This window comes from Streptomyces sp. NPDC092369 (genome assembly GCF_044755245.1).
GTDB lineage: Bacteria > Actinomycetota > Actinomycetes > Streptomycetales > Streptomycetaceae > Streptomyces.
This window is the reverse complement of record NZ_JBIVQP010000002.1, coordinates 686,086-710,061: the sequence shown is the minus strand read 5'-3', so window position 1 is coordinate 710,061 and position 23,976 is coordinate 686,086. Positions and strand designations below refer to the sequence as shown.

The following is a 23,976-nucleotide window of genomic DNA, read 5'->3' as shown; positions in this document are numbered from 1 at the left end:
CGGGCCTGTCGGCGCGGCCGACCAGCCGTGCGGGTGGGCGGGAAGCCCGTCTCCAGGCCCTAGGACCAGAGGTCCAGGACGGGTGCGGCGAAATCCCGATGCAAGGGGCGCAAGCGGGTTGAGAGTATGACACCCATGCTCGAAGCCGCTGACGCCACCCGAATAACCCGCCGCAACGCACCGCCCACCTGGCTGGTGGTGGCGCTCGCCTGCGCGGGGCAGTTCCTGGTCGTACTGGACGTGTCCGTCGTGAACGTGGCGCTGCCGTCCATGCGGACCGACCTCGGACTGAGCGCGCAGGGGCTGCAGTGGGTGGTCAACGCGTACGCGATCGCCTTCGCCGGGTTCATGCTGCTGGGCGGCCGGGCCGGCGACCTGTACGGCCGCAAGCGGATGTTCCTGGTGGGGCTCGCCCTGTTCACGCTGGCCTCGCTGGGCGGCGGGCTCGCCCAGGAGGGGCCGGAGCTGCTGGTCGCCCGGGCCGTGCAGGGGCTGGGCGCCGCGGTCCTCGCGCCGTCGACCTTGACCATCCTCACCGCTGCCGTCCCGGAGGGCGCCGCACGCGCGCGTGCCATCGCGACCTGGACCGCGGTGGGCGCGGGCGGAGGGGCCGCGGGCGGACTCGTCGGCGGAGCGCTCGTGGACGGGCTCTCGTGGCGGTGGGTGCTGCTGATCAATGTGCCGATCGGAGCGGTCGTGCTGGCCGGCGCCTCCCGGTGGCTCGCGGAGAGCCGCAACGGCGACGGACGGCGCCTCGACCTGCCGGGCGCGGTCCTGGTCACGGCCGGACTCGCCACCCTCGCCTACGGCATCTCGCAGACCGAGCGCGAAGGCTGGACGGCGGCCGCCACCCTGATACCCCTGCTCGCCGGCATCGCGCTGGTCGCGCTCTTCCTGCTGGTCGAGGCGCGTACGGCGGCTCCGCTGATGCCGCTCGGACTCTTCCGGGCGCGGGCGGTGTCGTCGGCGAACGGGGCGATGTTCCTGACCGGCTCCGCGATGTTCTGCATGTGGTTCTTCATGACCCTGTACGCCCAGAACGTGCTCGGCTACAGCCCCCTGGAGGCCGGTCTGGCCCTGGTGCCCAGCTCGCTCGCGGTACTGATCGGCTCCAAGTCCGCGCCCCGCTTCATGCCCAGGCTCGGCGCGCGCAACGTGGCCGCGCTCGGCACCCTGATCGCGGCGGGCGGGTTCGCCTGGCAGTCGGCGATGACAGCGCGGGGCGACTACCTCACCGAGATCATGTTCCCGGGCATCCTGATGATGCTGGGCGCGGGCCTGACCGCGACCCCGCTGGCCGCGCTCGCCACGTCGGGGGCGGCGCCCGGCGAGGCCGGCCTGGTCTCCGGGCTCATCAACACCTCGCGCACGATGGGCGGTTCGCTCGGCCTCGCGGTCATGTCGACGATCGCGGCGGCACGGACGGGGGACAGCCTGACGCCGGAGGCACTGACCGAGGGGTACGCGCTCGTGTTCCGCACGAGTGCGGGGGTGCTGCTCGCGGGGGCGGTGCTCATGCTGGCGTGGCTGCCGAGGAGGAAACCACCGGTGAGCAGGGTGTCGGGGGGAGACTCGGCCGAGGTGATTTCGACGAGTTCGGCTGAGTGAGGCAACGGTTCGAGTGGTCCATGGACTCCTTTGAACATCTAGGAGGTGCCCATGGGGGATCGCAAGCAGGCTCGGGACGAGGAGTTCCAGAGCTTTGTCGTCGGCCGCTGGCCGCGGTTGTTGCGGACGGCATTTCTCCTCACGGGGGAGCAGCACGCCGCGGAGGATCTCGTCCAGTCGACGCTCGAACAGGTCTATGTGGCCTGGCGCAGAGTCGACTCGGCCGATGACCCGGAGGCGTATGTACGGCGCGTGATGATCAACGCGCACGCGCGCAGGCACCGAAAGCGACTCAAGGAGTTCCTGGCGCCCAGGGACGACTCGGGCCTGGCCCGCGAGGTGGCCGACACCGGCGACCGCATCGCCCAGGCCGACGACCGCGGCGCCCTGCTGACGGCCCTGGCGAAGCTGCCGCCACGGCAGCGGGAGGCGGTGGTCCTGCGCTACTGGGAGGACCTCACCGAGACCCAGACGGCACGGGCGATGGGCTGCTCGGTCGGCTCGGTGAAGTCCAACGCGGCGAAGGGGATCGCGAAACTCCGCGCCATACCGGGACTGGCGGACACGGTGACGAGCGGTGAAGGGCGGCGGAAGTGATGAGCGCGGACCGGGAGAGTCACACCATGACGGACAGGGACATCGCCCTTCTGCTGGCCGACGCGGCGGACGGGGTCGAGGTCGGTATAGCCCCCACCCAGGCGGTCATCCGGGGCGGGCGCCGACGCCGGGCCCGGCGCTGGGCGGTGGCCACGGCGACGGCACTGGCGATCGTCGGCTCCACGGCGACGCTGGCGCTGGCGGGGCTGCCGGGGGACGGCCACCAGGTGGCGCCGGCGGTGACACAGCGGCCGACTCCGACGCCGGCCGCGTTCCAGGACGCACCGCACCGCACCACGCTGGCGACCGGGACCGACCAGGGCACGAAGTGGAAGGTGTTCATCGACGTCTGGGGCGCGCCGCGTGACGAGGCGGAGGCGCAGGCCCAGTTGACGGCGATGGCCGAGTACGAGGAGTCGGCGCCGGACGTCCGCAAGGCATCCGACCTGATTGGCAAGGTGGCGTACTTCGTGTACCGCGGCTACGGCGACACGACCTCGCCGGTGCTGGAGAACACGGTCGTCGCGTCGGACGCCATGGCGGACACGGACCTCACATCGGGCGCGCTGCCACTGGTGCCCGGTGCCGACAACCCCGTGCGGCTGGGCATCGGTTCGGTGTCCAAGACCGCCGAGCGGGTCCTGTGCCACATCAAGGATGGCGACGGCATCTCCCTCACCAAGGCACCCACGAGCGACGCGACGGACAATGTCGAGCCGGCGATCCGCTCGGCCGAGGGCTCCCCGTACAACTGGTTCGTGTGCGTGGCGCCGAAGGGCACGGAGTTCGAGTCGGCGGAGGTGACGGCGCTTAGCTGAGGGGGCGGGGGCGATGGTGCGGGGGTGGCGGCGCCGAGGTGACGGTGCGGGGGTGATGGCGCGGGGGTGGCGGTGCGGGGGATGGCGCGGGGGTGGCGGCGCAGAGCTGACGGGGCTGGGGTGATGGCGCGGGGGGCGACGGCGCTGAGCTGACGCCCCGCGTCACAGCCACCCCTGTTGCCGGGCCTCCCGCATCGCCTCCATCCGGTTGCGGGTGCCGGTCTTGCCGATCGCGGAGGAGAGGTAGTTGCGGACCGTCGACTCGGACAGATGCAGCTTGCCGGCGATGTCCGCGACGGTCGCGCCGTCCACCGAGGCCTTCAGTACGTCACACTCGCGGGAGGTGAGCGGATTGGGCCCGGCGCTCAGCGCGGCGGCGGCGAGCGCGGGGTCGATCACGGTCTCGCCGGTCAGCACCCGGCGGATGGCTGCGGCGAGTTCCTCCACGGGGCCGTCCTTGACGAGGAAACCGGCGGCTCCGGCCTCCATGGCCCGCCGCAGATAGCCGGGGCGGCCGAAGGTGGTCAGGATCAGGACGCGGCAGTCGGGGGCCTGGTCGCGCAGTTCGGCGGCGGCGTCGAGGCCGCTCATGCCCGGGAGTTCGATGTCGAGCAGCGCGACGTCGGGGCGGTGGATCAGCGCGGTGTCCACGATCACGTCACCGGCGCCGACCTGCGCGACGACCTCGATGTCCGCCTCCAGGCCGAGCAGCAGGGCGAGCGCGCCGCGCATCATGCCCTGGTCCTCGGCGAGCAGCACTCGGATGGACTTGGCGGGCCGGTGGTCCTTGGGCATCTCATCCACCGGGCAAGGGTAAGGCCCGTACGGGTCACCGGCCGTTCCTAAAAACTCGTCCTGGTTCGACTCCGCGCGTCTTGACGGCTTCCGGTCGCGGGAAAACAATCACCTCGGCATTCGGCGATCACCCCTGCAATTCCCGCACACTGCCGATTTCGAAAACTTTCGCAATTTCGATCGCGAACAGGTTCGGTATGTCGGTCGAACGGAGTTCGATATCTCGACAAGGCGTTGAAAGAGGTGCACTGTGCTCCCAAGAATCAGAACCGCGGTCCTGGCCGTGCTGTCGGTATTCGCGACCGTCGTCGCGCTCGCCGTCGGCGTCCCGCAGGCCGAGGCCGCGTCGTCGCTGCCGTGTGACATCTACGCCGCCGCCGGCACCCCCTGCGTGGCCGCGCACAGTCTCGTCAGGGCGCTCTACTCCTCGTACAACGGCTCGCTCTACCAGGTGCAGCGGGCCTCCGACAGCGGCACCGCGAACATCGGGCTGCTGGCCGCCGGGGGATACGCCGACGCGGCGGCGCAGGACTCGTTCTGTGCCGGTACGACCTGCATCATCACCAAGATCTACGACCAGTCCGCACGTCACAACGACCTCACGATCGAGGGCGCGGGCGGCGCCGGGGCGGCCGATGTCGGGGCGCCCGCGGACGCGTTGCCGGTGACGGCCGGCGGGCACCAGGTGTACGGCCTGGAGATCTCGGCCGGCATGGGCTACCGCGACAACTCCACCTCGGGCGTGGCCACCAACGGCGCGGCCGAGGGGATGTACATGGTGACGTCCGGCACGCATGTGAACGGCAGTTGCTGCTTCGACTACGGCAACGCCGAGACCAACAACCTGGACACCGGCAACGGGCACATGGACGCCATCAACTTCGGCACCGAGTGCTGGTTCTCGCCCTGCTACGGCCAGGGACCCTGGGTGCAGGCCGACCTGGAGAACGGGCTGTTCCAGTCGGACGCCGGGTACAGCAAGAACACCGCGAACACCGGTACCGGGGCGATACCGTTCGTCACCGCTTTGCTGAAGAACAACGGCCAGAACCATTTCGCGCTGAAATACGGCAACGCGCAGTCGGGGAGTCTCACGACCACCTATTCCGGGGGCGAACCCACCACGAGTGGGTACTCACCCATGCACCAGGAGGGCGCGATCGTCCTGGGCACCGGCGGGGACAACAGCAACGGCTCCATCGGCTCGTTCTTCGAGGGCGTCATGACCGCGGGCATCCCGACCGACGCCGCCGACAACTCCGTGCAGGCCAACATCGTCTCCGTCGGCTACGGCGGATCCACCGGCAGCACCGGCACGCTGACGGCCGGCTCGGAGATCTCGCTGCGCGCGACGACCGCCTGCTGCACGGCCGACTACATCCGCCACCAGAACAACGCGGCGGTCGTCTCCGCGATCACGTCGAGCAGTTCGGCCCTCGACAAGGGCGACGCCACCTGGATCGTGCGCCGGGGTCTCGCCAACAGCGCCTGCTATTCGTTCGAGTCGCGGAACTACCCGGGCGACTTCCTGCGCCACTTCAACTACCAGCTCTACCGCCAACCCATGGTCGGCACGGCCCAGTTCAGACAGGACGCCACGTTCTGCGCGGGGACCGGGAAGAGCGGCACGGGCACGTCGTTCGCGTCGTACAACTACCCGACCAGATATCTGCGGCACTACAACTACAACGTCTACATAGCGAGCAACGGCGGGTCGAACGCCTTCGACAGCGCCACCTCGTGGGCGGACGACGTCAGCTGGGTGGTCACAGCGCCCTGGGCACCGTAGTCACGGCCTCGGTCACCACGAAGGACGTGAAGTCGGCCGGTTCCACAGGGAGTTCGGCGGTGACGGTGAAGCCGCCGCGCGGTGCCGGACCGGCCGTCAGGGAGCCGCCCGCCGCCCGGAGGCGTTCCGTGAGGCCCTTGAGGCCGGTGCCGCCGATGCCCTCGGCGGCACCGGCCGTGGGGGAGCCGATGGCCTCGGTGCCGGTGCTGGTGCCGGTGGCGGTGTCTGCGTCTGTGGCGGCGCCGATGCCGTTGTCCGTGACCGTCAGCTTGGCGCGGTCCAGGACGCCGCCGATGGTGATCTCGCAGCGGGTCGCGCCGCTGTGCCGCAGGACGTTGGTGACCGCCTCCCGCACCACCCAGCCGAGCAGCACCTCGGTCTGCGGGGTGAGCGGGGCGCCGGAGCGGGTCACGACCGGTTCGATGCCCGCCGCCGACAGCGCCGAGCGGGCGCGGTCCAGCTCGGTGGCCAGGCTGCCCTCGCGGTAGCCGGTCACCGCCTCCCGGATCTCGGTCAGCGCCTGGCGGCCGACGGACTCGATGTCGGTGATCTGGGCGAGGGCCGCGTCCATGTCCCGCGCGGCAAGACGCCGGGCCGCTTCCGACTTCACGACGATCACGGACATGGTGTGGCCGAGCAGGTCGTGCAGGTCGCGGGAGAAGCGCAGACGTTCCTCCTCGACCGCGCGCCGGGCCAACTCCTCGCGGGCGGCGCGCAGTTCGCGTACCGCCTCGGAGAGGGAGAGGATCGCGGCCGTGACCATGGTGGACAGGAAGGTGCCGTAGGCGATGTTGATGGCGTCCCAGCCCGCGCGGAACACGGAGACCGTCGCCGCCAGCGCGGTCAGTCCGAGTCCGACCTGGCCGAGCCGCGGGCCCCGCACCGCCGCGCCGGCGGCGAGGCCGAGCAGCGGGAAGAAGTACAGCCAGCTGCCGCCGTACCCGATGGCGAGACCACAGGTGACAAGACCCATCACGGCGAGCGCCACCCGGGTCGAGACCGCCTCGCGCGCCTCCTTCACGAACGAACGGAAGGTCACGTAGATGTACAGGGAGTTGAAGGTGAGCAGACCCAGGCCGCCCACCCAGGGGTTCGCGGTCTCGCCCTGGAACAGGTTGGAGAACGCGCCCATCCCCATCAGCAGCCAGGGCAGCAGGGAGAAGCCGGTCGGCGGCGGACCCGGGTGCTCGGGCATCTCCTTCCCGCTGCGGCGGGCCTCCTTCTGCGCGGCCTTGAAGGCCTCCATGTCCGCCTTCCACTGGGCCCGCGCCGCCCGCCACCTGCCCACCTGGCAGGACACCTCTCGCATCCAGGTCATCTCTCAGCTCCCCGTTCAGACGGTCCGGCCGGACCGGCGGTACGACAGCACAGCGTACGAACCGAAGGCCAGCAGCCAGAGGGTCAGGACAAGGATGGCTCCGATCGCCGGGGCGTGTCCCTCCGCGACCCCCGTGCCCAGCTGGGCGAAGCGGTACGTGGGGGTGTACGCCGACAGGGTGCGCAGCCAGTCGGGGAACAGGGTGACCGGGAACCACAGACCGCCGAGGACGGCCAGGCCCAGGTTGCAGGCCATGTTGGTCACGCCGGTGGTCTGCCCGGTCAGCCGGTAGCCGTTGCCCAGGCCCAGCAGCGTGAAGGGCACCGAGCCCAGCCACAGCAGCAGGGCGACGGTCGCCCACTGCCAGGCGGCCAGCCGGACGCCGTTGACCAGGCCGCCCGCCGCGAGCACCACCACGATGGCCGGCAGCACGGTCACCGAACCGGTCAGGGTGCGGCCCACCACGACCTGGCGCGGGGTCATCGGGGTCACCCGCAGCTGCCGCAGCCAGCCGATCGCCCGGTCCTCGGCGACCCCGCCGCCGGTGTTCAGGGCGCAGCCGACGGCGCCGTACCCGGCCATGCCGATCATCGAGCCGGTCTTCCAACCGCCGTCGTCCGCACCGAGGTTGGTGAAGAGCAGATACATCAGCACCGGCATCGCGATGCCGCCGATCACGAACCCCGCGTCCCGCAGGGTCCGGCGCACTTCGAGCCGCAGGTAGTCCAGCATCACGCCACCTCCATCACAGAGTCGGTCGACGACGGGGCCGAGGTCAGCGCCAGGAACGCGTCGTCCAGGGAGGCCGGGGCGACCTCCAGGCCGCGGATCGCGCCGAGACCGGCGAGTGCGATCACCGTCGCGTCCGGGTCGTCGGTGCGCAGCCGGGCCCGGTCGCCGCGCACTTCGAGGGACCGCACCCCGGGCAGCAGACCGAGGTCCGCGGTGTCGCGCCCGGCGAGGTCGACGGTGACCAGGCCGCCGCCGACCGAGCGCTTGAGCTGCTCTCCGGTGCCGTCGGCGACGATCCGGCCGCGGTCGATGACGAGGATGCGGTCGGCGTACGCGTCCGCCTCCTCCAGGTGGTGCGTGGAGAACAGGACCGTGTGGCCGCGGCGCGCGAACACCCGCATCGACGCCCAGAAGGCCTGCCGCGCCTCCACGTCCAGGGCGGCGGTCGGCTCGTCCAGCACGATCAGCGAGGGGTTCCCGGCCAGCGCCACGGCGAAGCGCACCCGCTGGGTCTGGCCGCCGGAGAGCCGGTCCACGCGCCGACCCGCAAGTTCGGCGATGCCGGCCAGGCGCAGGGCCTCGGAGACGGGGAGCGGGGCCGGGTAGCGGCCGGCGACGAAGGCGACCAGTTCGCGCACGGTGACCCGGGGTACCGCGCGTGCCTCCTGGAGCATGGCACCGACCCGCCCGGCCCGTACCGACTGCTCCGGGGGAGCGCCGAAGAGCGAGACGGTGCCCTCGTCGGGCTCGTTCAGACCGAGCAGCAGCGAGATCGTCGTCGACTTGCCGGCGCCGTTGCGGCCCAGCAGGGCCACGGTTTCGCCGGGGGCGATGTCGAGGTCGATGCCGTCCACGGCACGGACGGCGCCGAAGGATTTGCCGGCGGCGGTGAACCGTACGGCTGTGTGTGTCTGTGCGGCAGGTGTCTGTGTACCCGTCCCCTGAGTCATGGCTATGACGCTACGAACTCGCCCCCGCCCTCCGGCAGATGCGCTTGTACGGACTCGGGCAGGACAAATGTCACGGCGGGCCGTGCCACACCGCGGCCACCTGACACAGTGTCAGGAGCCTTCACAAGTGCGGTGCGCTGGGCTATACAAGGGGCGCCGGACTGGAACGCGTTCTAGATCGGCCCGTGACGACCTCGGTGCGGCCGACGGTGCGGACGGCCGTACCGGGGTCTCTCCGATTACTCAGGGAGCCGCATTGCCCATCGACGCCGCCAAGGCCCTGGCCGCCGAACCCCGGACCGGCGAGATCACCTGGACCTCGAAGGACGTCCAGCTCTATCACCTCGGCATCGGGGCGGGCCGTCCCGCGACCGACCCCGACGAACTGCGCTACACCCTGGAATCCCGGCTGCACGTCCTGCCGAGCTTCGCCACGGTCGCCGGATCCGGCGCGCCCGGCGTGATCAGCGGGCTGTCCCTGCCGGGCATCGACGTCGAGCTGGCCAAGGTGCTGCACGGCGGCCAGACGCTGGAGCTGCACCGCCCGATCCCGGCGACGGGCAGCGCGACGACCACCGGCCGGATCGCCGCCGTGTACGACAAGGGCAAGGCGGCCGTCCTGGTGATGCGCACCGAAGTCGCCGACGCCGACGGACCGTTGTGGACCAACGACTCGCAGATCTTCGTACGGGGGGAGGGTGGCTGGGGTGGCGATCGTGGCCCTTCGGCTCGTCTCGACCCGCCCTCCGGCGAGCCCGACCGGACCCTGGAGCGCGCCACCCGTGAGGACCAGGCCCTGCTCTACCGGCTCTCCGGTGACTGGAACCCGCTGCACGCGGACCCCGAATTCGCGAAGGTGGCCGGGTTCGAGAAGCCGATCCTGCACGGGCTGTGCACGTACGGCATGACGCTGAAGGCGGTCGTCGACACGCTGCTCGACGGTGATGTCGGCCGGGTCCGCGCGTACAGCACCCGGTTCGCGGGGGTCGTGTATCCCGGCGAGACCCTGCGCATCCGCATGTGGCGGCTGGACGGCTCGGTCCGGGTGGCCGTGAGCGCCGTGGAGCGGGACGACGCGCCGGTCCTCGCCGACACCCTCGTCCAACACTCCTGACTCGTCCACCACGCCTGACACAGTGCCCATTTGACTGGGGATCACCTGAGGGGAGCCGCACCATGCGCGCAGCCGTACTGCAAGAGATCGGCCAGGACAAACTGGAGGTCCTCGACGACGTCGAGGCGGTGGGCTTCGGGCCCGGCAGGGTGCGGATCCGGGTGCGGGCCACGGGCCTGTGCCACTCGGACCTGTCCGCGATGAGCGGGGTGCTGCCGCAGCCGGCGCCGTTCGTGCCGGGGCACGAGGGCGCGGGCGAGATCCTCGAAGTCGGCGAAGGCGTCAGCAACTTGAAGGCCGGCGACCGGGTCGTCGTGTGCTGGCTGCCGGCCTGCGGCGAGTGTGCCGCCTGCAAGCGCGGCCAGACCGAGCTGTGTCTTGCCGGGTTCATGAACGCCGGCACCCCCAACTTCCGTCGCCCCACCGGTGACGTCTTCGGCTTCGCGGGCACCGGCACCTTCGCCGAGGAGGTCGTGGTCGACGCGGGCTGCGCGGTGCCGATCCCCGACGACGTGCCCTTCGACATCGCCGCGCTGATCGGCTGCGGGGTGACCACCGGACTCGGCGCCGCGCTCAACACCGCTGACGTGGAAGCCGGTTCGTCGGTCGCGGTCATCGGATGCGGGGGCGTCGGGATCTCCGCGATCCAGGGCGCCCGGCTCAAGGGCGCCGCCGAGATAGTCGCCGTCGACCCGGTCGCCTCCCGGCGTGAGTCCGCGCTCAAGTTCGGTGCCACCAGGGCCGTTTCGCCCGAGGAACTGCCCGACGCCAAGCAACAGGTCACCGCGGGCGAGGGGTTCGACTACGTCTTCGAGGTCGTCGGCCGCTCCAGCACCGCCCGCACCGCCTACGACAACACCCGGCGCGGCGGCAGCCTCGTCATCGTCGGCGCGGGCGCCATGGACGACTTCCTCCAACTCAACATGTTCGAGCTGTTCTTCGACGAAAAGCGGATCCTGCCGTCGATGTACGGCGGCGGTGACGTCCTGCGCTCCTACGAGCGGACCATCGCCCTGTGGCGGGCCGGCCGCATCGACCTGGAGGGCCTGATCACCCACCGGGTCCCGCTCGCCGACATCAACGAGGCCCTGGACCAGATGCGTACCGGGACGGCCCTGCGTACGTGCATCGAGATCTGACGGGGGTCGCGATGTCGTCGCCACAACCGACGGGAGTTCCTGTGTCGTCGCTGCCTCTTGAGGGGCTGTCCGCTGTCGTCACCGGTGCCGGCCGGGGGCTGGGCCGGGCCGAGGCGCTGGAGCTCGCCCGGCTCGGCGCGGCCGTCGTCGTCAACGACTTCGGACAGCCGGGCCGGGACGGATCGGGGGCCGCCTCCGCGGGCCCCGCCGAGGAGGTCGCCGCCGAGATCCGGGCGGCGGGCGGCACGGCGGTCGCCCACACCGGGGACGTGGCCGACTTCGCCCAGGCCCGGGCGCTCGTCGAGTCGGCCGTGTCGGAGTTCGGCAAGCTCGACATCCTGGTCAACAACGCGGGCATCCTGCGCGACCGGATGGTCTTCTCGATGACCGAGGGCGAGTGGGACGCGGTGATCCGGGTCCATCTCAAGGGCCACTTCAACACGACCCACTTCGCGTCCGCGCACTGGCGCGAGCGGTCCAAGGCGGCGGGCGCGCCGGTGTACGGGCGGATCGTGAACACCTCCTCGGAGGCGTTCCTCGCGGGCTCGGCCGGACAGCCCAACTACGCGGCCGCGAAAGGCGGAATCGTCGGTCTAACCACCTCCACGGCGCTCGCGCTCGCCAAGTACGGCGTGACCGCCAACGCCATCTGCCCCCGCGCCCGCACCCGGATGACCGAGGACGTCTTCGCCGGCCTGGCCACCCCCGAGGAGGGCCTCGACCCGCTCGCCCCCGAGCATGTCGCCCCGCTCGTCGGCTACTTGGCCTCGCCTGCCGCCGCCCGCGTCAACGGACAGCTCCTCGTGGTGCACGGCGGCATGGTCGCGATCGTGGAACGCCCGCACGTCCAGGCGAAGTTCGACAGCAAGCAGGACGTCTTCAGCTACGACGAACTCGACGCCCTGCTCACCCCGCACTACGCGGACCGGCCGACGGGGGAGACGTTCGCGGCGGCGGAGGTGCTCGGCCTCAAACGCGGCTGACCACAGGAGCGGCCGGCACACGGAAGGGGGTGACCCGTAGCTAGGGCCACCCCCTTCACCTGCGTACCGTCAGGCCACTCACCTGCGTGCCGTCAGGGCCGCGTGCTCTGCCTACTCGCCCGACTCCGGCTTGCGGTGTCGGCCGCGAGGAGCCGTCTCGCCGTCCTGGGCCGAGACCGGCCCCCGGTGTCGGCCCTGCCCGTTGTCCTCGTGGGTATCGGCGGTCAGCGGCTGCATCGTGGTTGCGTCGCTCATCGGAAGGTTCACCCCGTTAACATGATCTTTCTAACAGCCCGGCGAGTTTATCCAGCACACCTGACCTCGAATCCACAAGGGCGCGCCAACCGGCACTAGTTCGTTACAAGACGCGCCAACGGCGCCTTCCCCAGCGGCACCGGACGCGGCGCCGACGGCACGGCGGACACCGCGGACACGGCGGGCACCGGGGGATCCGGCTGCGACGACCCGTCGGCGACCGGGGACGAACTCCCCGACGCCGCCTGCACGGTCGTACCGCCCCGATCCGAACCCCCCGGGCCCGCGCCCCCCGCGTCCCCCGACCCCCCGGTTTCCCCCGTCATCCCCGCATCCCCCGATCCCCCCGTTTCCCCCCAGGGCACCGCCACCCGCGCCACCCCGCACGGCACCTCGGCCGTGGTGAAGGGCAGTTGGAGCACCCCGTCCGTGGACCACAACCCGGTGCCCGCCAACCAGCCCTCGGGCGCCGGGAGATGGAGCATCCGCCGCTCGGACGGCCGCCATACGCCGACCCAACTGCCGACCGGCCCGTCCACACGCAGCGCCACCGCGCAGCTCTCCGGCATCAGCACCAGCCCCGGCTGGATCGCGAACGGCGTCACCGCGCAGTCCGGCAGCCGCAGGCTCTCCGGGAAGCGCACCGGCAGCGTGCTGCCCAGCACCCCCCAGCCCAGCCGGTCCTCGCCCGGCGACGGCGCGTCCGAGCGGATCAGCAGCAGCCCGCTGTCCGGGTCGGCGAGCAGCAGCCGGTCGTCGCTGCCGGCCGCGATCTGGAGCAGCGGCGAGACCTCGCCCGCCCGCTCCAGGTCGACCACGATCGCCTTGGTGCAGCCGCCGACCTCCCGGTCCAGGGCCAGCATCCGGCCCGTCCGGTCCAGCCACACCCCGCCCGAGCAGCGCCCCGGGATCTCCGCCACATGCTCGGGCCCGAAGGAGCCGCCCGCCACCAGCCACAGCGTGCTGGCGCGCCGGCCCACGGCGAGGGCGTACGCCTTCTCGCCGCCCGGCGCGGGCGGCAGCAGCCGCAGCCGGGTGTCCTCGTCCGGGCACTCGACCCCGCCGATCAGCACCTCACCGGTACCGGGCCCGGTCGGGTACAGCAGCGTGAAGACGTGCCGCCCGTCCACCAGGCGCCGGATCAGGACCCGCCCGTCGCCCATCGGCTGCACCTCGGTGCCGGGTTCCTCCGGCTGGTTGCCGGGCAGCGGGACGGCGTACGGCTCGGGGCCGTCCAGGGTCCAGCGCTCCGGGAACCAGGAGCCGCCGTCGAGCGCGAGCCGGGCCGCGTAGGCACCGTCCGCGCTGATCGTGCACTCCACCTGCGGAGCCCCCTCCTCAGGGGTCGTCTCCTCAGGGGTCGCCCCGGGTTCGATCGCACAGGCCGTCATCGTCTGGTCACCTCCGGCCACGAAGCTAGTTTTCGTACGCACGGACGTGGGACCACCAGGCACCCTCTTCACACATAAGGGTGGCCCAGGAACGATTCGCCTGAGGAAACGGTGGCGGATGTGCTGAGCGGGGCCCAGGGGAGAGGCCGGGTGGCTCTGCCGGTCCGGTGCCGGACGTCTCCGTCGGTTCAGCGCCACAGATCAGCCAGGTAGCCTTTCCCCGTGCCCCGTCTGTCTGAAGTCATCGCCGCGCTGGACGAACTCTGGCCCGCCGCGCGGGCCGAGTCCTGGGACGCGGTCGGCACGGTCGTCGGCGACCCGGAGCAGCAGGTCACCCGGGTCCTGTTCGCCGTGGACCCCGTCCAGGAGATCGTCGACGAGGCGGTGAAGCTGGGCGCCGACCTGCTGGTCACCCACCACCCGCTCTACCTGCGCGGTACGACGACGGTGGCGGCCACGCACTTCAAGGGCCGGGTCGTGCACACGCTGATCAAGAACGACATCGCGCTGCACGTCGCCCACACCAACGCGGACACCGCCGACCCCGGTGTCTCCGACGCACTCGCCGGCGCCCTGGACCTGCGGATCGTACGACCCCTCGTACCGGATCCGACGGACCCGCAGGGCCGCCGTGGCCTGGGCCGGATCGGCGAACTGGACGCCCCGCTGACCCTCCGCGAGTTCACGGCCCGAGCCGCCGAACGGCTGCCCGCCACCGTGCAGGGCATCCGCGTCGCCGGCGACCCCGAGGCCGTCATCCGCACGGTCGCCGTCAGCGGCGGCTCCGGCGACAGCCTCTTCGACCAGGTCCGCGCGGCCGGTGTCGACGCCTTCCTCACCGCGGACCTGCGCCACCACCCGGCATCCGAAGCGGTGGCCCACAGCCCCCACAGCCCCCTCGCGCTGCTCGACGCGGCGCACTGGGCCACCGAGTGGCCCTGGTGCGAGCTGGCCGCAGCCCAGCTCGACGAGATCTCCGACCGCCACGGCTGGGACCTGCGCGTCCATGTCTCGCCGACGGTCACCGACCCCTGGACCGCCCACGCGGCGTCCAACCCGACGCACACCCCTGGAGCCCCCAACTGAACGCCGCGCCCGCCGACCAGATCCGACTCCTCGACGTCCAGGCCCTCGACGTCCGCCTGCAGCAGCTCGCGCACCGCCGCCGCTCGCTGCCCGAGCACGCCGAGATCGACGCGTTGACCAAGGACGCGACCCAGCTGCGCGACCTGCTGGTGGCCGCGCAGACCGAGGAGAGCGACACCACCCGCGAGCAGACCAAGGCCGAGCAGGACGTGGACCAGGTGCGCCAGCGCGCCGTCCGCGACCAGCAGCGACTGGACTCCGGCGCCGTCACCTCGCCCAAGGACCTGGAGAACCTCCAGCGCGAGATCGTCTCCCTCGCCAAGCGCCAGGGCGACCTGGAGGACGTCGTCCTGGAGGTCATGGAGCGCATCGAGTCCGTGCAGGAACGGATCGCCGAACTCACCGAGCGGGTCTCCTCCGTCCAGTCGAAGATCGACGACGCGACCGCGCGCCGCGATGCCGCGGTCAAGGAGATCGACGGCGAGGTGGCCACGATCACCAAGGAGCGCGAGGTCATCTCGGCCACGATCCCCGCGGATCTCCTCAAGCTCTACGACAAGCTGCGCGAGCAGCAGGGCGGCATCGGCGCGGCCAAGCTGTACCAGCGCAGCTGCCAGGGCTGCCGCCAGGAGCTGTCCATCACCGACATCAACGAGATCCGCGCCGCCGCCCCCGACACGGTCGTCCGCTGCGAGAACTGCCGCCGCATCCTGGTGCGTACGTCCGAGTCCGGTCTGTAAGGAGCTTGCGCCGTGCGGGAGTTCATCGTCGAGGCGGACGGCGGCTCACGGGGCAACCCGGGGCCGGCGGGCTACGGTTCCGTGGTGCTGGACGCCGTGACGGGCGAGACGTTGACGGAGGCCGCGGAGTACATCGGGGTCGCGACGAACAACGTGGCCGAGTACCGGGGCCTGTTGGCGGGCCTCCGCGCGGCCCACGCCCTGGACCCCTCCGCCTCCGTCCACGTCCGCATGGACTCCAAGCTCGTCGTCGAGCAGATGTCGGGCCGCTGGAAGATCAAACACCCCGACATGAAGCCCCTGGCGGCAGAGGCGGCGGGGATCTTCCCGCCGGACCGGGTGACGTACGAATGGATCCCGAGGGAGCAGAACAAGCACGCGGACCGCTTGGCCAACGAGGCGATGGATGCAGGGAAGCGGGGCGAGCAGTGGTCGGCGGAGGCTTCGACGGCGGAGTTGGATACGGCGCAATCGGGCAAGCCTTTTAAGGGGCGCGGGGAACTGCGCGACCAGCCCCCACCGGCTGGCACTGTGACGACGACCGATGAGACCTCCGTCGACACCCGCGCCGCGCGCAACGTATCGACGGCCCCGAAACCCACAGTCGGTTGGGGCTCGTCCCCAGACATGGGCGCCCCCGCCACCTTCGTACTCCTCCGCCACGGCGAAACGCCGCTCACTCCTCAGAAGCGCTTCTCGGGTAGCGGCGGCACCGACCCATCCCTCTCCGACACAGGCCGCGAACAAGCGGAGCGAGCCGGCGCCGCCCTGGCAAAACGCGGCACGATCCAGGCCATCGTCGCGTCCCCCCTGACCCGTACTCGGGAAACCGCAGCCATCGTCGCCGCCCACCTCGGCCTCGACGTAACCATCGACGAAGGCCTACGCGAAACGGACTTCGGCGCATGGGAGGGCCTCACCTTCGGCGAGGTCCGCGAACGCTACCCGGCCGACATGACCGCCTGGTTGGCCGACCCAGAGGCCCAACCCACCGGCGGCGGCGAGAGCTTCGCAGAAACCAGCACCCGAATCGCCGCCACCCGCGACAAGTTGGTCACGGCCTACGCGGGCCGCACGGTCCTCCTCGTCAGCCACGTCACCCCGATCAAGACCTTCGTACGCCTCGCCCTCGGCGCCCCGCCCGAGGCCCTGTTCCGCATGGAACTCTCGGCGGCAGCCCTCTCGGCGGTGGCGTACTTCGCGGACGGCAACGCGAGCGTGCGGCTCTTCAACGACACCTCTCACCTGCGCTGACCGGCACGGGCGCGCAGGATCTCCGCCGTCCGCGCGTCCGCAGGCAGGAACGCCTCCAGGTGCAACTCGGCGAGCGTGACGTCGACGGCGGTGGCGAACGAGGTCAAGGTCGTCAGCAGCCGCAACTCACCCTCGGCACATCGCAGTCGCAGGGGCACGGCGAAACCGAGATAGTCGTCGCCGGAGTCGTCCGGTGCCGGCATGTACCCGGCCAGCTCCGCCGCGAGCTCGTCCAGTGACAGGTCGGGACTGCGGGCCGCCCGAGCCCGCAGGTTCTCCACGATGTGCCGCCCCCACGCGTCCAGGTTGACCACCCGGCGCGCCATCCCGCGCGGATGCAGCGCCAGCCGCAGCACGTTGACCGGCGGCTTCAGCAGCTCCGCCGCGGCGCCCTCGGTGAGCACGTCGAACGCGTCGTTCGCCGCGACGAGTTCACCGCGCGGCCCGGCGACGATCGCCGGATACGGCAGATGCCCTTCCAGGATGCCGTCCAACGCCTCCCGCACCGGCCCCAGTTCGGCCGCGTCCAACGGCGACTCGGGGAACGCGGGCGCGTAACCCGCCGCCAGCAACAGCGCGTTGCGCTCCCGCAGGGTCAACTCCAGCGACTCGGCCAACCGCAGCACGACGGCCCGCCCCGGCACCGAGCGCCCCCGCTCGATGAAACTGACGTACCGCTGAGTGGTCCCGGCCCGCGAGGCCAACTCCAGCTGACTGACCCGGCGCGCGGTACGCCAACGCAACAACTCGCGGGCGAAGGGGGGTGGTTGTCCCACAGTGGTCATGCGGTCAGTTGTACGGGACGGGTACGACAACCCAGGCCCTGACCGAACAGCCCGGCGCCATCCTCCCCGGCACGCCCGCCGACTCCCGGGGCGGGCGTCCATACCCTGCCGGGAATTGAGCCCCCGTACCCCGGACGATCAGCATGACCCCATGCGCACCTACCACTTGGAAACCCTCGGCTCCCTCGACGGCATCGTCGCCCGCGACACCGCCCGCCGCCCCGAACCCGGCCCCCGGGACCTCGTCGTCCGCATGCGTACGGTCTCGCTCAACCGTCGGGATCTGCTGATCCTGGACGGGCGTTACCCACTGAAAGCCACCCCCGACACCATCCCCCTCAGTGACGGCGCGGGCGAGGTCGTCGCCGTCGGGGAGGAGGTCACGCGGTTCTCCGTCGGCGACCGGGTGACCAGTACGTACTTCCCGCGCTGGCTCGACGGCCGGATCACCCCGGCCCTGATCGACCAACCCGGCGTCACCCTCCCCGGCATGCTCGCCGAGTACGTCCGCCTCGACCAGGACGCTGCTGTCGCCGTGCCCGACCATCTGACCTGGGAGGAGGCGGCCGCTCTGCCCTGCGCCGGCGTCACGGCCTGGAACGCGGTGACCGGCGGTGCCGAACCGGTGCTCCCCGGCGAGACGGTCCTGATCCTCGGCACGGGCGCCGTCGCACTCTTCGCCGTGTCGTTCGCGAAGGCACTCGGCGCCGAGGTCGTCGCCACCACGTCCGCTCCGGCCAAGGCGGAACGCCTCAAGGCGCTGGGAGCCGACCACGTCGTCAACTACACCCAGAATCCCGCCTGGTGGCGTGACGTCCGCGAACTGACCGACGGACGCGGCGCCGACCTCGTCGTGGAGACCGGCGGCCCGGAGACCGTCGAGCAGTCGGTGCGCGCCGCCGCGCTGTACGGCCGTATCGCCCTGGTCGCCGCCAACAGCCCGCACCGGACGTCCCTGGAGATCAGCACCGACGCGCTCGGCTCCGCCCTGGTCACTCTGCGACGCCTCTTCGTCGGCAGCCGCGCCCACTTCGAGCGGATGAACCGCGCGATCACCCTGCATGCCCTCCACCCGCCCGTGGACCGGGTCTTCGGCTTCGGTCACGACGAGGTGCGCAACGCGTACGCGTACTACGCGACCGGCGCCGCCTTCGGCAAGGTCGTCATCCGGATCGCCTGAGCCCCGCCGCCGCCCGCGCCAGCCCCTCGATCCGCCCCCAGTCCCCGGCGGCCACCGCATCCCCCGGGATCATCCAAGTCCCGCCCACACACCCGACGTTGGGCAGCCCCAGATAGTCGGGCGCGTTCGCCGCCCCGATCCCGCCCGTAGGACAGAACCGCGCCTGGGGCAACGGCCCGGCAAGCGACTTCAAGTACGCCGTCCCGCCCGCCGCCTCCGCCGGGAAGAACTTCATCTCCCGCACCCCGCGCTCCAACAGCGCCACGACCTCCGACGTCGTGGACACGCCCGGCAGATACGGCACCCCGGACGCTCGCATCGCCTCCAGCAGTACGTCCGTCCAGCCCGGGCTGACCAGGAACCGCGCCCCCGCCGCCACCGACTCCGTCACCTGGGCCGGCGTGATGACGGTCCCGGCCCCGACCACCGCGTCCGGCACCGCACCGGCGATCGCCCGGATCGCGTCCAGCGCGACCGGCGTCCGCAACGTCACCTCGATCGCGGGCAGCCCACCGGCGACCAGCGCCCGCGCGAGCGGAACGGCATCGGCGACGTCATCAAGGACGACGACGGGGACGACGGGGGCAAGGTCCAGTACAGACGTGGGCATGCCGCTCATCCTGCCGGGGTGATGCAGGGTGCGCAAAGGGTGTTGCGCATATTGCAACGCCCGGCAATGCACTGCACCACCTCGCGGCACCTCTTGGCAGAGGCTTCAGTGAATCTCGTCCACCAGCACATCCAACGACCACGCCTGCCCACCCCGCGCGGGCGCCTCTCCCTCCACCACATACCCCAGGTCCCGCAAGGCCTCCACCAGCTCAGCGGGCCCCTTCGGCGCCGCACCGGCCGACAGCAGACTCCGTACGATCCGCCCCTTGGTCGCCTTGTTGAAGTGGCTGACCACCTTCCGGGTCGGCGCGTGCAGCACCCGTACGCTCGCCGTCCGCGCGGCCACCTCGCCCTTCGGCTTCCAGGCGGACGCGTACGCGGAGGACCGTAGATCCAGGACCAGCCCGTCGCCGGCGGCCTCGGGCAGGACGGCGGCCATCGAGGTCCGCCAGTGCGTGCCCAGCGCCCCGAGCCCCGGCAGCTTCACGCCCATCGAGCAGCGGTAGGAGGGGATGCGGTCGGTGACGCGGACCGCGCCCCACAGTCCCGAGAAGACCAGCAGCGACCGCGCGGCCCGCCTCTTCGCGGCGGCGTCGAGCGTGGCCAGGTCGAGGGCGTCGTACAGCACCCCCGTATAGATCTCCCCGGCGGGACGGGCGGCGGCGGTGCGCAGTTCGACGTTCTTCGCGATCTCGCCGCGCAGGCCCTCGGTCAGCCCGAGCACCTCGCGCGCCTTCTCCTCGTCGGCGGCGCACAGTTCGACCAGCTCGTCGAGCACGGCCGCGCGGGCGTCGGAGAGCTCCGGCAGCGACAGCGACTCCAGCTTCAGCGGGGTACCACGGCCAAAGGACGCCTTGCCTTCGGAGGGCGGCAGCAGGACGAGCACGGGATCGGTCTCCTTCGGTTGAGCTCCGGGACAGCGTACGGCGTGCCACCCGGCGAACCGGGACCTACGCTCGCTACATGCCCAGCCGCCACATCCGCGTGACCGGCGCCCCTGAAGCCCCCCTCCGGGCGGTCCTCACCGCCCTGCGCGCCGAACTTGACGTGCCCGAGAGCTACCCGCCCGAGGCCCTCGCCGAGGCCGAGCGGGCGGCGAAGGCTCCCGCGCTGCCGTCGTACGACGCCACCGACATCCCTCTGCTCACCATCGACCCGCCCACGTCCACCGATCTCGACCAGGCGATGCACCTCAGTCGCCGGCCCGGCGGCTACCGCGTCCGGTACGCCATCGCCGACGTCGCCGCCTTCGTCGTACCGGGCGCGCCGCTGGACCTGGAGGCGCACCGGCGCGTGACGACCCTCTACTTCCCCGACGAGAAGGTCCCGCTGCACCCGACCGTGCTGAGCGAGGGTGCCGCGAGCCTGCTACCGGACCAGACCTGCCCGGCCGCGCTGTGGACGATCGACCTCGACGCGGACGGCCGTACGGTCGCCGTCGACGTCCGCCGGGCCCTGGTCCGCAGCCGCGCCAAGCTCGACTACGCGGGCGTACAACGACAGATCGACGACGGCACGGCCGAGGAACCACTCGCACTGCTCAAGGAGATCGGTCAGCTACGGGAGGCACTGGAGGTCGAGCGCGGCGGCATCTCGCTCAACGTGCCCGAGCAGGAGATCGTCGAGAGGGATCACACGTACGAGCTGACGTACCGCGCCCCGCTGCCCGCCGACGGCTGGAACGCCCAGATCTCCCTGCTCACCGGCATGGCGGCGGCCGACCTGATGCTCGCCCACGGCACCGGCGTCCTGCGTACCCTCCCGGCCGCCCCCGACGGCGCCGTCGGCCGCCTGCGCCGTACCGCGCGGGCCCTGCACATCGACTGGCCGCACCACGTCTCGTACGCGCAGCTCGTCCGCTCCCTGGACCCGCACCGCCCCGACCACGCGGCCTTCCTCCAGGAGTGCACGACCCTGCTGCGCGGCGCCGGCTACACGGTCTTCCGAGACGGCAATCTGCCGTCCATCACCACGCACGCCGCCGTCGCGGCCCCCTACGCCCACTGCACGGCCCCCCTCCGCCGCCTGGTCGACCGCTACGCGGCCGAGATCTGCCTGGCCGCAGTCGCGGGGGCGGACGTACCGGACTGGGTCCTGGCCGCGCTGGACGCCCTCCCAAAGGAGATGGCCGACGGAACGAGACGCGCGGGTGCGGTCGAACGGGCCTGCGTGGACATCGTCGAGGCGGCCCTGCTGAAGGACCGAGTGGGAGAGCTCTTCGACGCGGTGGTCGTGGAACTCGACGAGCACAAGTCCGGTGTCGGGACAGTGCAGTTGGAGTCCCTGGCAATTATCGGCCGGATCGAGGGGGACCACCTCCCGCTGGGTGAACGACTGCGGGTGCGGCTGACGCAGGCGGACCCTGGGGCGGCGGCTAAGGTGCGGTTCGCTCCCGCGTGACGGCTTGCTCGATGGCCCGCTTGATTTCTTGTACGAGTCCGTCGGCGTCGTCGGCGTGGAAGCGGACGAGGTGGAGGGGCCGTTGGCGGCCTGTGAAGGTCAAGTGGGCCACCGGCTCGGCGAGTTCGAGGGTGACGGTGGTCTGTGAGCCGATGGGGAGGTCGAGTTGGCCGTCGGCCTTGGTGTGGGTCATGCGCAGTTCGCGGCGGACGGACGCGATCTTCTCCAGCGGTACGAGGAGATCGATGTGCCCGGCCTGCCGGACGCGCAGCGAGCCGCCGTCGACGTCGAGCACGTGCGGGCGTACGACGGAGGCCGCGTGCATGCCGAGGACGAACAGGACGGTGTAGACGTCCAGGACGAGCAACACCGCGTGCAGGACGGGCAGTTCGCGGAGCAGGACGGACATGGCCACTGTCTCGACCACGCACACGAAGGCGAAGCCGTACATCATCGCGGCCTGTCCGCGGGCGTATCCGAAGGCTTGCTTGCCGTCGCTGCCGTCAGTGCCGTCGGTGCCGTGGGTACGGCGGGTCACCCAGAGCACGAGGCTTGCGAGCAGGCGGAGTTCGTGGCGGAGGAGGGCGAGTACGACTCTCATGGCTGTTCCTCCGTGTCGCGTGGTTGTTCCTCCGTGTTCCATGGCTGTTCCTCCGTGAGGATGCGCAGCGCGCGCCGGATCGCGGCGGCCTGGGCGGGGGCGAAGTCGGCGTAGAAGGCACGCAGGAAGCTGTGGTCGAGGTCGACGGCGCCGGCGTCCGGGAGCAACTGCGGCGGGGTGCACTCGGCGAGCAACCGCGCTGCCGTCTCCACCCGGGGATCGCCGGAATCGGCGTCGACGAGCTGGTCGAGCAGCGCGTACGCCTCATTGGCCTTGGCCACCGTCTCCGGCGAGCCGGCGACGACACCCATCGCCGCCAGCAGCCGTTCCCGGTCCTCGGGGGTCGCGGCGGTCTCGACCAGGGCGAGGACCTCGCGGTCCTTGGCGGCCATGGGGGAGTCGGACAGGCTCGCCGTCCGCTCGAACAGCGCGGCCAGCTCCGGCGAGACCGGGGCGTCGGCGGACAGCCCGCCCCCCGCGTCCAACAACGCCCGCAACCGAGTCCGCCGCTCCCGGATCGCCGCCTCCTGCCGGGCGAGGTCCTCGTCCAGCTCGGTGAGCACCTCGGCCAGATCCTTCCCGGCATCCTCGGCGAGCACGTCCCGCACCTCGGCAAGACCGAGCCCCAACTCGGTCAGCCGCCGGATCCGCGCCAGCACGACGGCGTGCCGCAGCGTGTACTGCCGGTAGCCGTTGGACAGTCGCTCGGGCTCGGGCAACAGCCCCTGATGGTGGTAGTGCCGCACTGCCCGCGTGGTGACGCCGACGGTGGCGGCGAGTTCTCCGATCCGCATGCGACCAGTAGAAACGTTGACGTTGCGGCAGGGTCAAGCGACGGCGCTGCCGCTTGGGGCGCGGTGCGGAAACTGGGGGCGGCGGGCATGGAAAAGGGCTTGAAGGCGTTGTCTCCGTAGGAGTGAATGGGGCCGGCGCACGAGGGGTGCGGTCGGCGTACGAGGGGCGCGGCGGGCGTAGGAGGGGGTGCGGGGCGATGGCCGAAGAGGCTCTGTGGACGAAGGCCCGCCTGGGCCGTTGCGGACCGGCGCTGCACCTCCTGACCGCCCGCTTCGACAAGCACGTGTACTCCCCGCACGCGCACGACGAGTTCACGATCGGTGTCTGCGTGGCCGGCTCCGAACTGATCGACTACCGAGGCGGCCACATCCGCACCGGCCCCGGCTCGATCGTCGTCCTGGCCCCCGGCGAGATCCACACGGGCGGCCCCGGCAGCGCGACCGACGGCTACGCGTACCGGGCTCTGTACGCCGAGCCGACACTGCTGACGGAGGGCACGGTCGGGGGCATCCCCCACTTCCGCGAACCGCTCCTGGACGACCCGGAACTGGCGTCCGCATTGCTGCTGACCCACTCGGAGCTGAGCGCCTGCCCGGACCCCCTGGAGGCCGAGTCCCGCCTTCCCTGGCTCCTCACGGCCCTGTCCCGCCGCCACTCCACGTCCCGCCCGACCTGCGACCAGGTCCCGGGCGCGGAGGGCATAGCGAGGGCGGTACGGGACCGCCTGGCGGACGAACTCCTTGAGCCCCCGTCCCTCACGGCCCTGGCCTGCGACCTGGGCCTGTCCCGCTACCAGCTCCTACGGGCTTTCCGCACGGCGGTGGGGATGCCGCCGTATGCGTGGCTGGCGCAGCACCGGGTGGCCAGGGCGCGCCGCCTCCTGGACACGGGCCTGAGACCGGCAGAGGTGGCTTCGCTGGTGGGGTTCGCGGATCAGGCGCACCTGACGCGCTGGTTCCGACGGGTGCTGGGGGTCACGCCGGCGGCGTACCGCAATAGCGTTCAAGACGTGAGCCGCTGAGGGGACGCATCCT

The 23,976-nt window shown here is 71.5% G+C and carries 24 protein-coding genes; 13 read left to right on the top strand and 11 right to left on the bottom strand.

What is annotated here, in order from left to right; all coding sequences use genetic code 11:
* Positions 1-126 precede the first annotated feature (126 nt).
* Genes ACIQI8_RS12850 through ACIQI8_RS12840 form a run of 3 tightly spaced genes read left to right on the top strand, consistent with a single transcriptional unit; the run spans position 127 to position 3,023 of the window.
* Positions 127-1,608 carry an MFS transporter gene (locus ACIQI8_RS12850; protein ID WP_402348244.1) on the top strand — a complete coding sequence of 494 codons (1,482 nt, stop codon included), beginning with the start codon at positions 127-129 and terminating at the stop codon, positions 1,606-1,608.
* A gap of 51 nt (positions 1,609-1,659) precedes the next feature.
* On the top strand, positions 1,660-2,205 hold the full coding sequence (locus ACIQI8_RS12845; RefSeq protein ID WP_402348242.1) for a SigE family RNA polymerase sigma factor: 546 nt from the start codon (positions 1,660-1,662) through the stop codon (positions 2,203-2,205).
* Positions 2,206-2,231: 26 nt separating this feature from the next.
* On the top strand, positions 2,232-3,023 hold the full coding sequence (locus ACIQI8_RS12840; RefSeq protein WP_402348239.1) for a hypothetical protein: 792 nt from the start codon (positions 2,232-2,234) through the stop codon (positions 3,021-3,023).
* A gap of 162 nt (positions 3,024-3,185) precedes the next feature.
* Here the strand turns inward: ACIQI8_RS12840 and ACIQI8_RS12835 are convergent, their stop codons facing one another.
* Positions 3,186-3,818 (bottom strand): response regulator, encoded by a 633-nt coding sequence (locus ACIQI8_RS12835; protein WP_402350405.1) that lies wholly within the window; start codon positions 3,816-3,818, stop codon positions 3,186-3,188.
* A gap of 250 nt (positions 3,819-4,068) precedes the next feature.
* Between ACIQI8_RS12835 and ACIQI8_RS12830 the strand changes: the two genes are divergently transcribed.
* Positions 4,069-5,607 carry an alpha-L-arabinofuranosidase B gene (locus ACIQI8_RS12830; protein ID WP_402348236.1) on the top strand — a complete coding sequence of 513 codons (1,539 nt, stop codon included), beginning with the start codon at positions 4,069-4,071 and terminating at the stop codon, positions 5,605-5,607.
* Here the strand turns inward: ACIQI8_RS12830 and ACIQI8_RS12825 are convergent.
* The 3 genes from ACIQI8_RS12825 to ACIQI8_RS12815 are packed head-to-tail and all read right to left on the bottom strand — an operon-like array spanning position 5,585 to position 8,607.
* Positions 5,585-6,925, bottom strand: a complete 1,341-nt coding sequence (locus ACIQI8_RS12825; protein WP_402348233.1) for a sensor histidine kinase — start codon at positions 6,923-6,925, stop codon at positions 5,585-5,587. The two genes, ACIQI8_RS12830 and ACIQI8_RS12825, sit on opposite strands and share 23 nt — an antisense overlap.
* Before the next feature lie 15 nt (positions 6,926-6,940).
* Positions 6,941-7,657: an ABC transporter permease gene (locus tag ACIQI8_RS12820; protein ID WP_402348230.1), complete on the bottom strand. Its 717-nt coding sequence runs from the start codon at positions 7,655-7,657 to the stop codon at positions 6,941-6,943.
* The gene (locus ACIQI8_RS12815) at positions 7,657-8,607 is read right to left on the bottom strand and encodes an ABC transporter ATP-binding protein (RefSeq protein WP_402348228.1); all 951 of its coding nucleotides are present in this window, start codon (positions 8,605-8,607) and stop codon (positions 7,657-7,659) included. The genes ACIQI8_RS12820 and ACIQI8_RS12815 overlap by 1 nt, the downstream gene beginning before the upstream one ends.
* Positions 8,608-8,863: 256 nt before the next feature.
* Here ACIQI8_RS12815 and ACIQI8_RS12810 point away from each other — a divergent pair, with 256 nt between their 5' ends.
* The 3 genes from ACIQI8_RS12810 to ACIQI8_RS12800 all read left to right on the top strand — a co-directional run bounded on the left by ACIQI8_RS12810 (position 8,864) and on the right by ACIQI8_RS12800 (position 11,843).
* Positions 8,864-9,721, top strand: a complete 858-nt coding sequence (locus ACIQI8_RS12810) for a MaoC/PaaZ C-terminal domain-containing protein (protein WP_402348225.1) — start codon at positions 8,864-8,866, stop codon at positions 9,719-9,721.
* 62 nt (positions 9,722-9,783) lie between these two features.
* Positions 9,784-10,860: a Zn-dependent alcohol dehydrogenase gene (locus tag ACIQI8_RS12805; RefSeq protein WP_402348223.1), complete on the top strand. Its 1,077-nt coding sequence runs from the start codon at positions 9,784-9,786 to the stop codon at positions 10,858-10,860.
* A gap of 11 nt (positions 10,861-10,871) precedes the next feature.
* Positions 10,872-11,843, top strand: coding sequence for a 3-oxoacyl-ACP reductase (locus ACIQI8_RS12800; protein ID WP_402348220.1), 972 nt, complete (start codon positions 10,872-10,874; stop codon positions 11,841-11,843).
* 111 nt (positions 11,844-11,954) lie between these two features.
* On the opposite strand, the gene ACIQI8_RS12795 is transcribed toward ACIQI8_RS12800, so the two are convergent.
* Entirely contained in the window at positions 11,955-12,098 is a 144-nt protein-coding gene (locus ACIQI8_RS12795) for a hypothetical protein (RefSeq protein WP_402348217.1), read from the bottom strand.
* A 95-nt stretch (positions 12,099-12,193) separates the two neighbouring features.
* Positions 12,194-13,489 (bottom strand): hypothetical protein, encoded by a 1,296-nt coding sequence (locus ACIQI8_RS12790; RefSeq protein WP_402348214.1) that lies wholly within the window; start codon positions 13,487-13,489, stop codon positions 12,194-12,196.
* A gap of 222 nt (positions 13,490-13,711) precedes the next feature.
* Between ACIQI8_RS12790 and ACIQI8_RS12785 the strand changes: the two genes are divergently transcribed.
* The 3 genes from ACIQI8_RS12785 to ACIQI8_RS12775 are packed head-to-tail and all read left to right on the top strand — an operon-like array spanning position 13,712 to position 16,569.
* Complete coding sequence (locus ACIQI8_RS12785; RefSeq protein WP_402348211.1) at positions 13,712-14,575, top strand: Nif3-like dinuclear metal center hexameric protein; 864 nt, start codon at positions 13,712-13,714, stop codon at positions 14,573-14,575.
* The gene (locus ACIQI8_RS12780) at positions 14,572-15,315 is read left to right on the top strand and encodes a zinc ribbon domain-containing protein (protein WP_402350402.1); all 744 of its coding nucleotides are present in this window, start codon (positions 14,572-14,574) and stop codon (positions 15,313-15,315) included. The genes ACIQI8_RS12785 and ACIQI8_RS12780 overlap by 4 nt, the downstream gene beginning before the upstream one ends.
* Positions 15,316-15,327: 12 nt before the next feature.
* Positions 15,328-16,569 carry a bifunctional RNase H/acid phosphatase gene (locus tag ACIQI8_RS12775; RefSeq protein ID WP_402348208.1) on the top strand — a complete coding sequence of 414 codons (1,242 nt, stop codon included), beginning with the start codon at positions 15,328-15,330 and terminating at the stop codon, positions 16,567-16,569.
* On the opposite strand, the gene ACIQI8_RS12770 is transcribed toward ACIQI8_RS12775, so the two are convergent.
* Positions 16,557-17,354, bottom strand: a complete 798-nt coding sequence (locus tag ACIQI8_RS12770) for a helix-turn-helix domain-containing protein (protein WP_402348205.1) — start codon at positions 17,352-17,354, stop codon at positions 16,557-16,559. The two genes, ACIQI8_RS12775 and ACIQI8_RS12770, sit on opposite strands and share 13 nt — an antisense overlap.
* 151 nt (positions 17,355-17,505) lie before the next feature.
* On the opposite strand from ACIQI8_RS12770, the gene ACIQI8_RS12765 reads away from it, so the two are divergent.
* Positions 17,506-18,534 carry an NAD(P)-dependent alcohol dehydrogenase gene (locus tag ACIQI8_RS12765; protein WP_402348203.1) on the top strand — a complete coding sequence of 343 codons (1,029 nt, stop codon included), beginning with the start codon at positions 17,506-17,508 and terminating at the stop codon, positions 18,532-18,534.
* On the opposite strand, the gene eda is transcribed toward ACIQI8_RS12765, so the two are convergent.
* Complete coding sequence (gene eda, locus ACIQI8_RS12760; RefSeq protein WP_402348200.1) at positions 18,518-19,144, bottom strand: bifunctional 4-hydroxy-2-oxoglutarate aldolase/2-dehydro-3-deoxy-phosphogluconate aldolase; 627 nt, start codon at positions 19,142-19,144, stop codon at positions 18,518-18,520. The two genes, ACIQI8_RS12765 and eda, sit on opposite strands and share 17 nt — an antisense overlap.
* 105 nt (positions 19,145-19,249) lie before the next feature.
* Entirely contained in the window at positions 19,250-20,032 is a 783-nt protein-coding gene (gene yaaA / locus ACIQI8_RS12755; protein WP_402348197.1) for a peroxide stress protein YaaA, read from the bottom strand.
* 77 nt (positions 20,033-20,109) lie between these two features.
* Here yaaA and ACIQI8_RS12750 point away from each other — a divergent pair, with 77 nt between their 5' ends.
* Positions 20,110-21,546, top strand: coding sequence for an RNB domain-containing ribonuclease (locus ACIQI8_RS12750; RefSeq protein ID WP_402348194.1), 1,437 nt, complete (start codon positions 20,110-20,112; stop codon positions 21,544-21,546).
* Here ACIQI8_RS12750 and ACIQI8_RS12745 read toward each other — a convergent pair.
* Positions 21,521-22,147 (bottom strand): hypothetical protein, encoded by a 627-nt coding sequence (locus tag ACIQI8_RS12745; RefSeq protein ID WP_402348191.1) that lies wholly within the window; start codon positions 22,145-22,147, stop codon positions 21,521-21,523. The genes ACIQI8_RS12750 and ACIQI8_RS12745 overlap by 26 nt on opposite strands.
* Entirely contained in the window at positions 22,144-22,941 is a 798-nt protein-coding gene (locus ACIQI8_RS12740) for a MerR family transcriptional regulator (RefSeq protein WP_402348188.1), read from the bottom strand. The genes ACIQI8_RS12745 and ACIQI8_RS12740 overlap by 4 nt, the downstream gene beginning before the upstream one ends.
* Positions 22,942-23,138: 197 nt before the next feature.
* Between ACIQI8_RS12740 and ACIQI8_RS12735 the strand changes: the two genes are divergently transcribed.
* Positions 23,139-23,963, top strand: coding sequence for an AraC family transcriptional regulator (locus ACIQI8_RS12735; protein ID WP_402348185.1), 825 nt, complete (start codon positions 23,139-23,141; stop codon positions 23,961-23,963).
* Positions 23,964-23,976 lie beyond the last annotated feature (13 nt).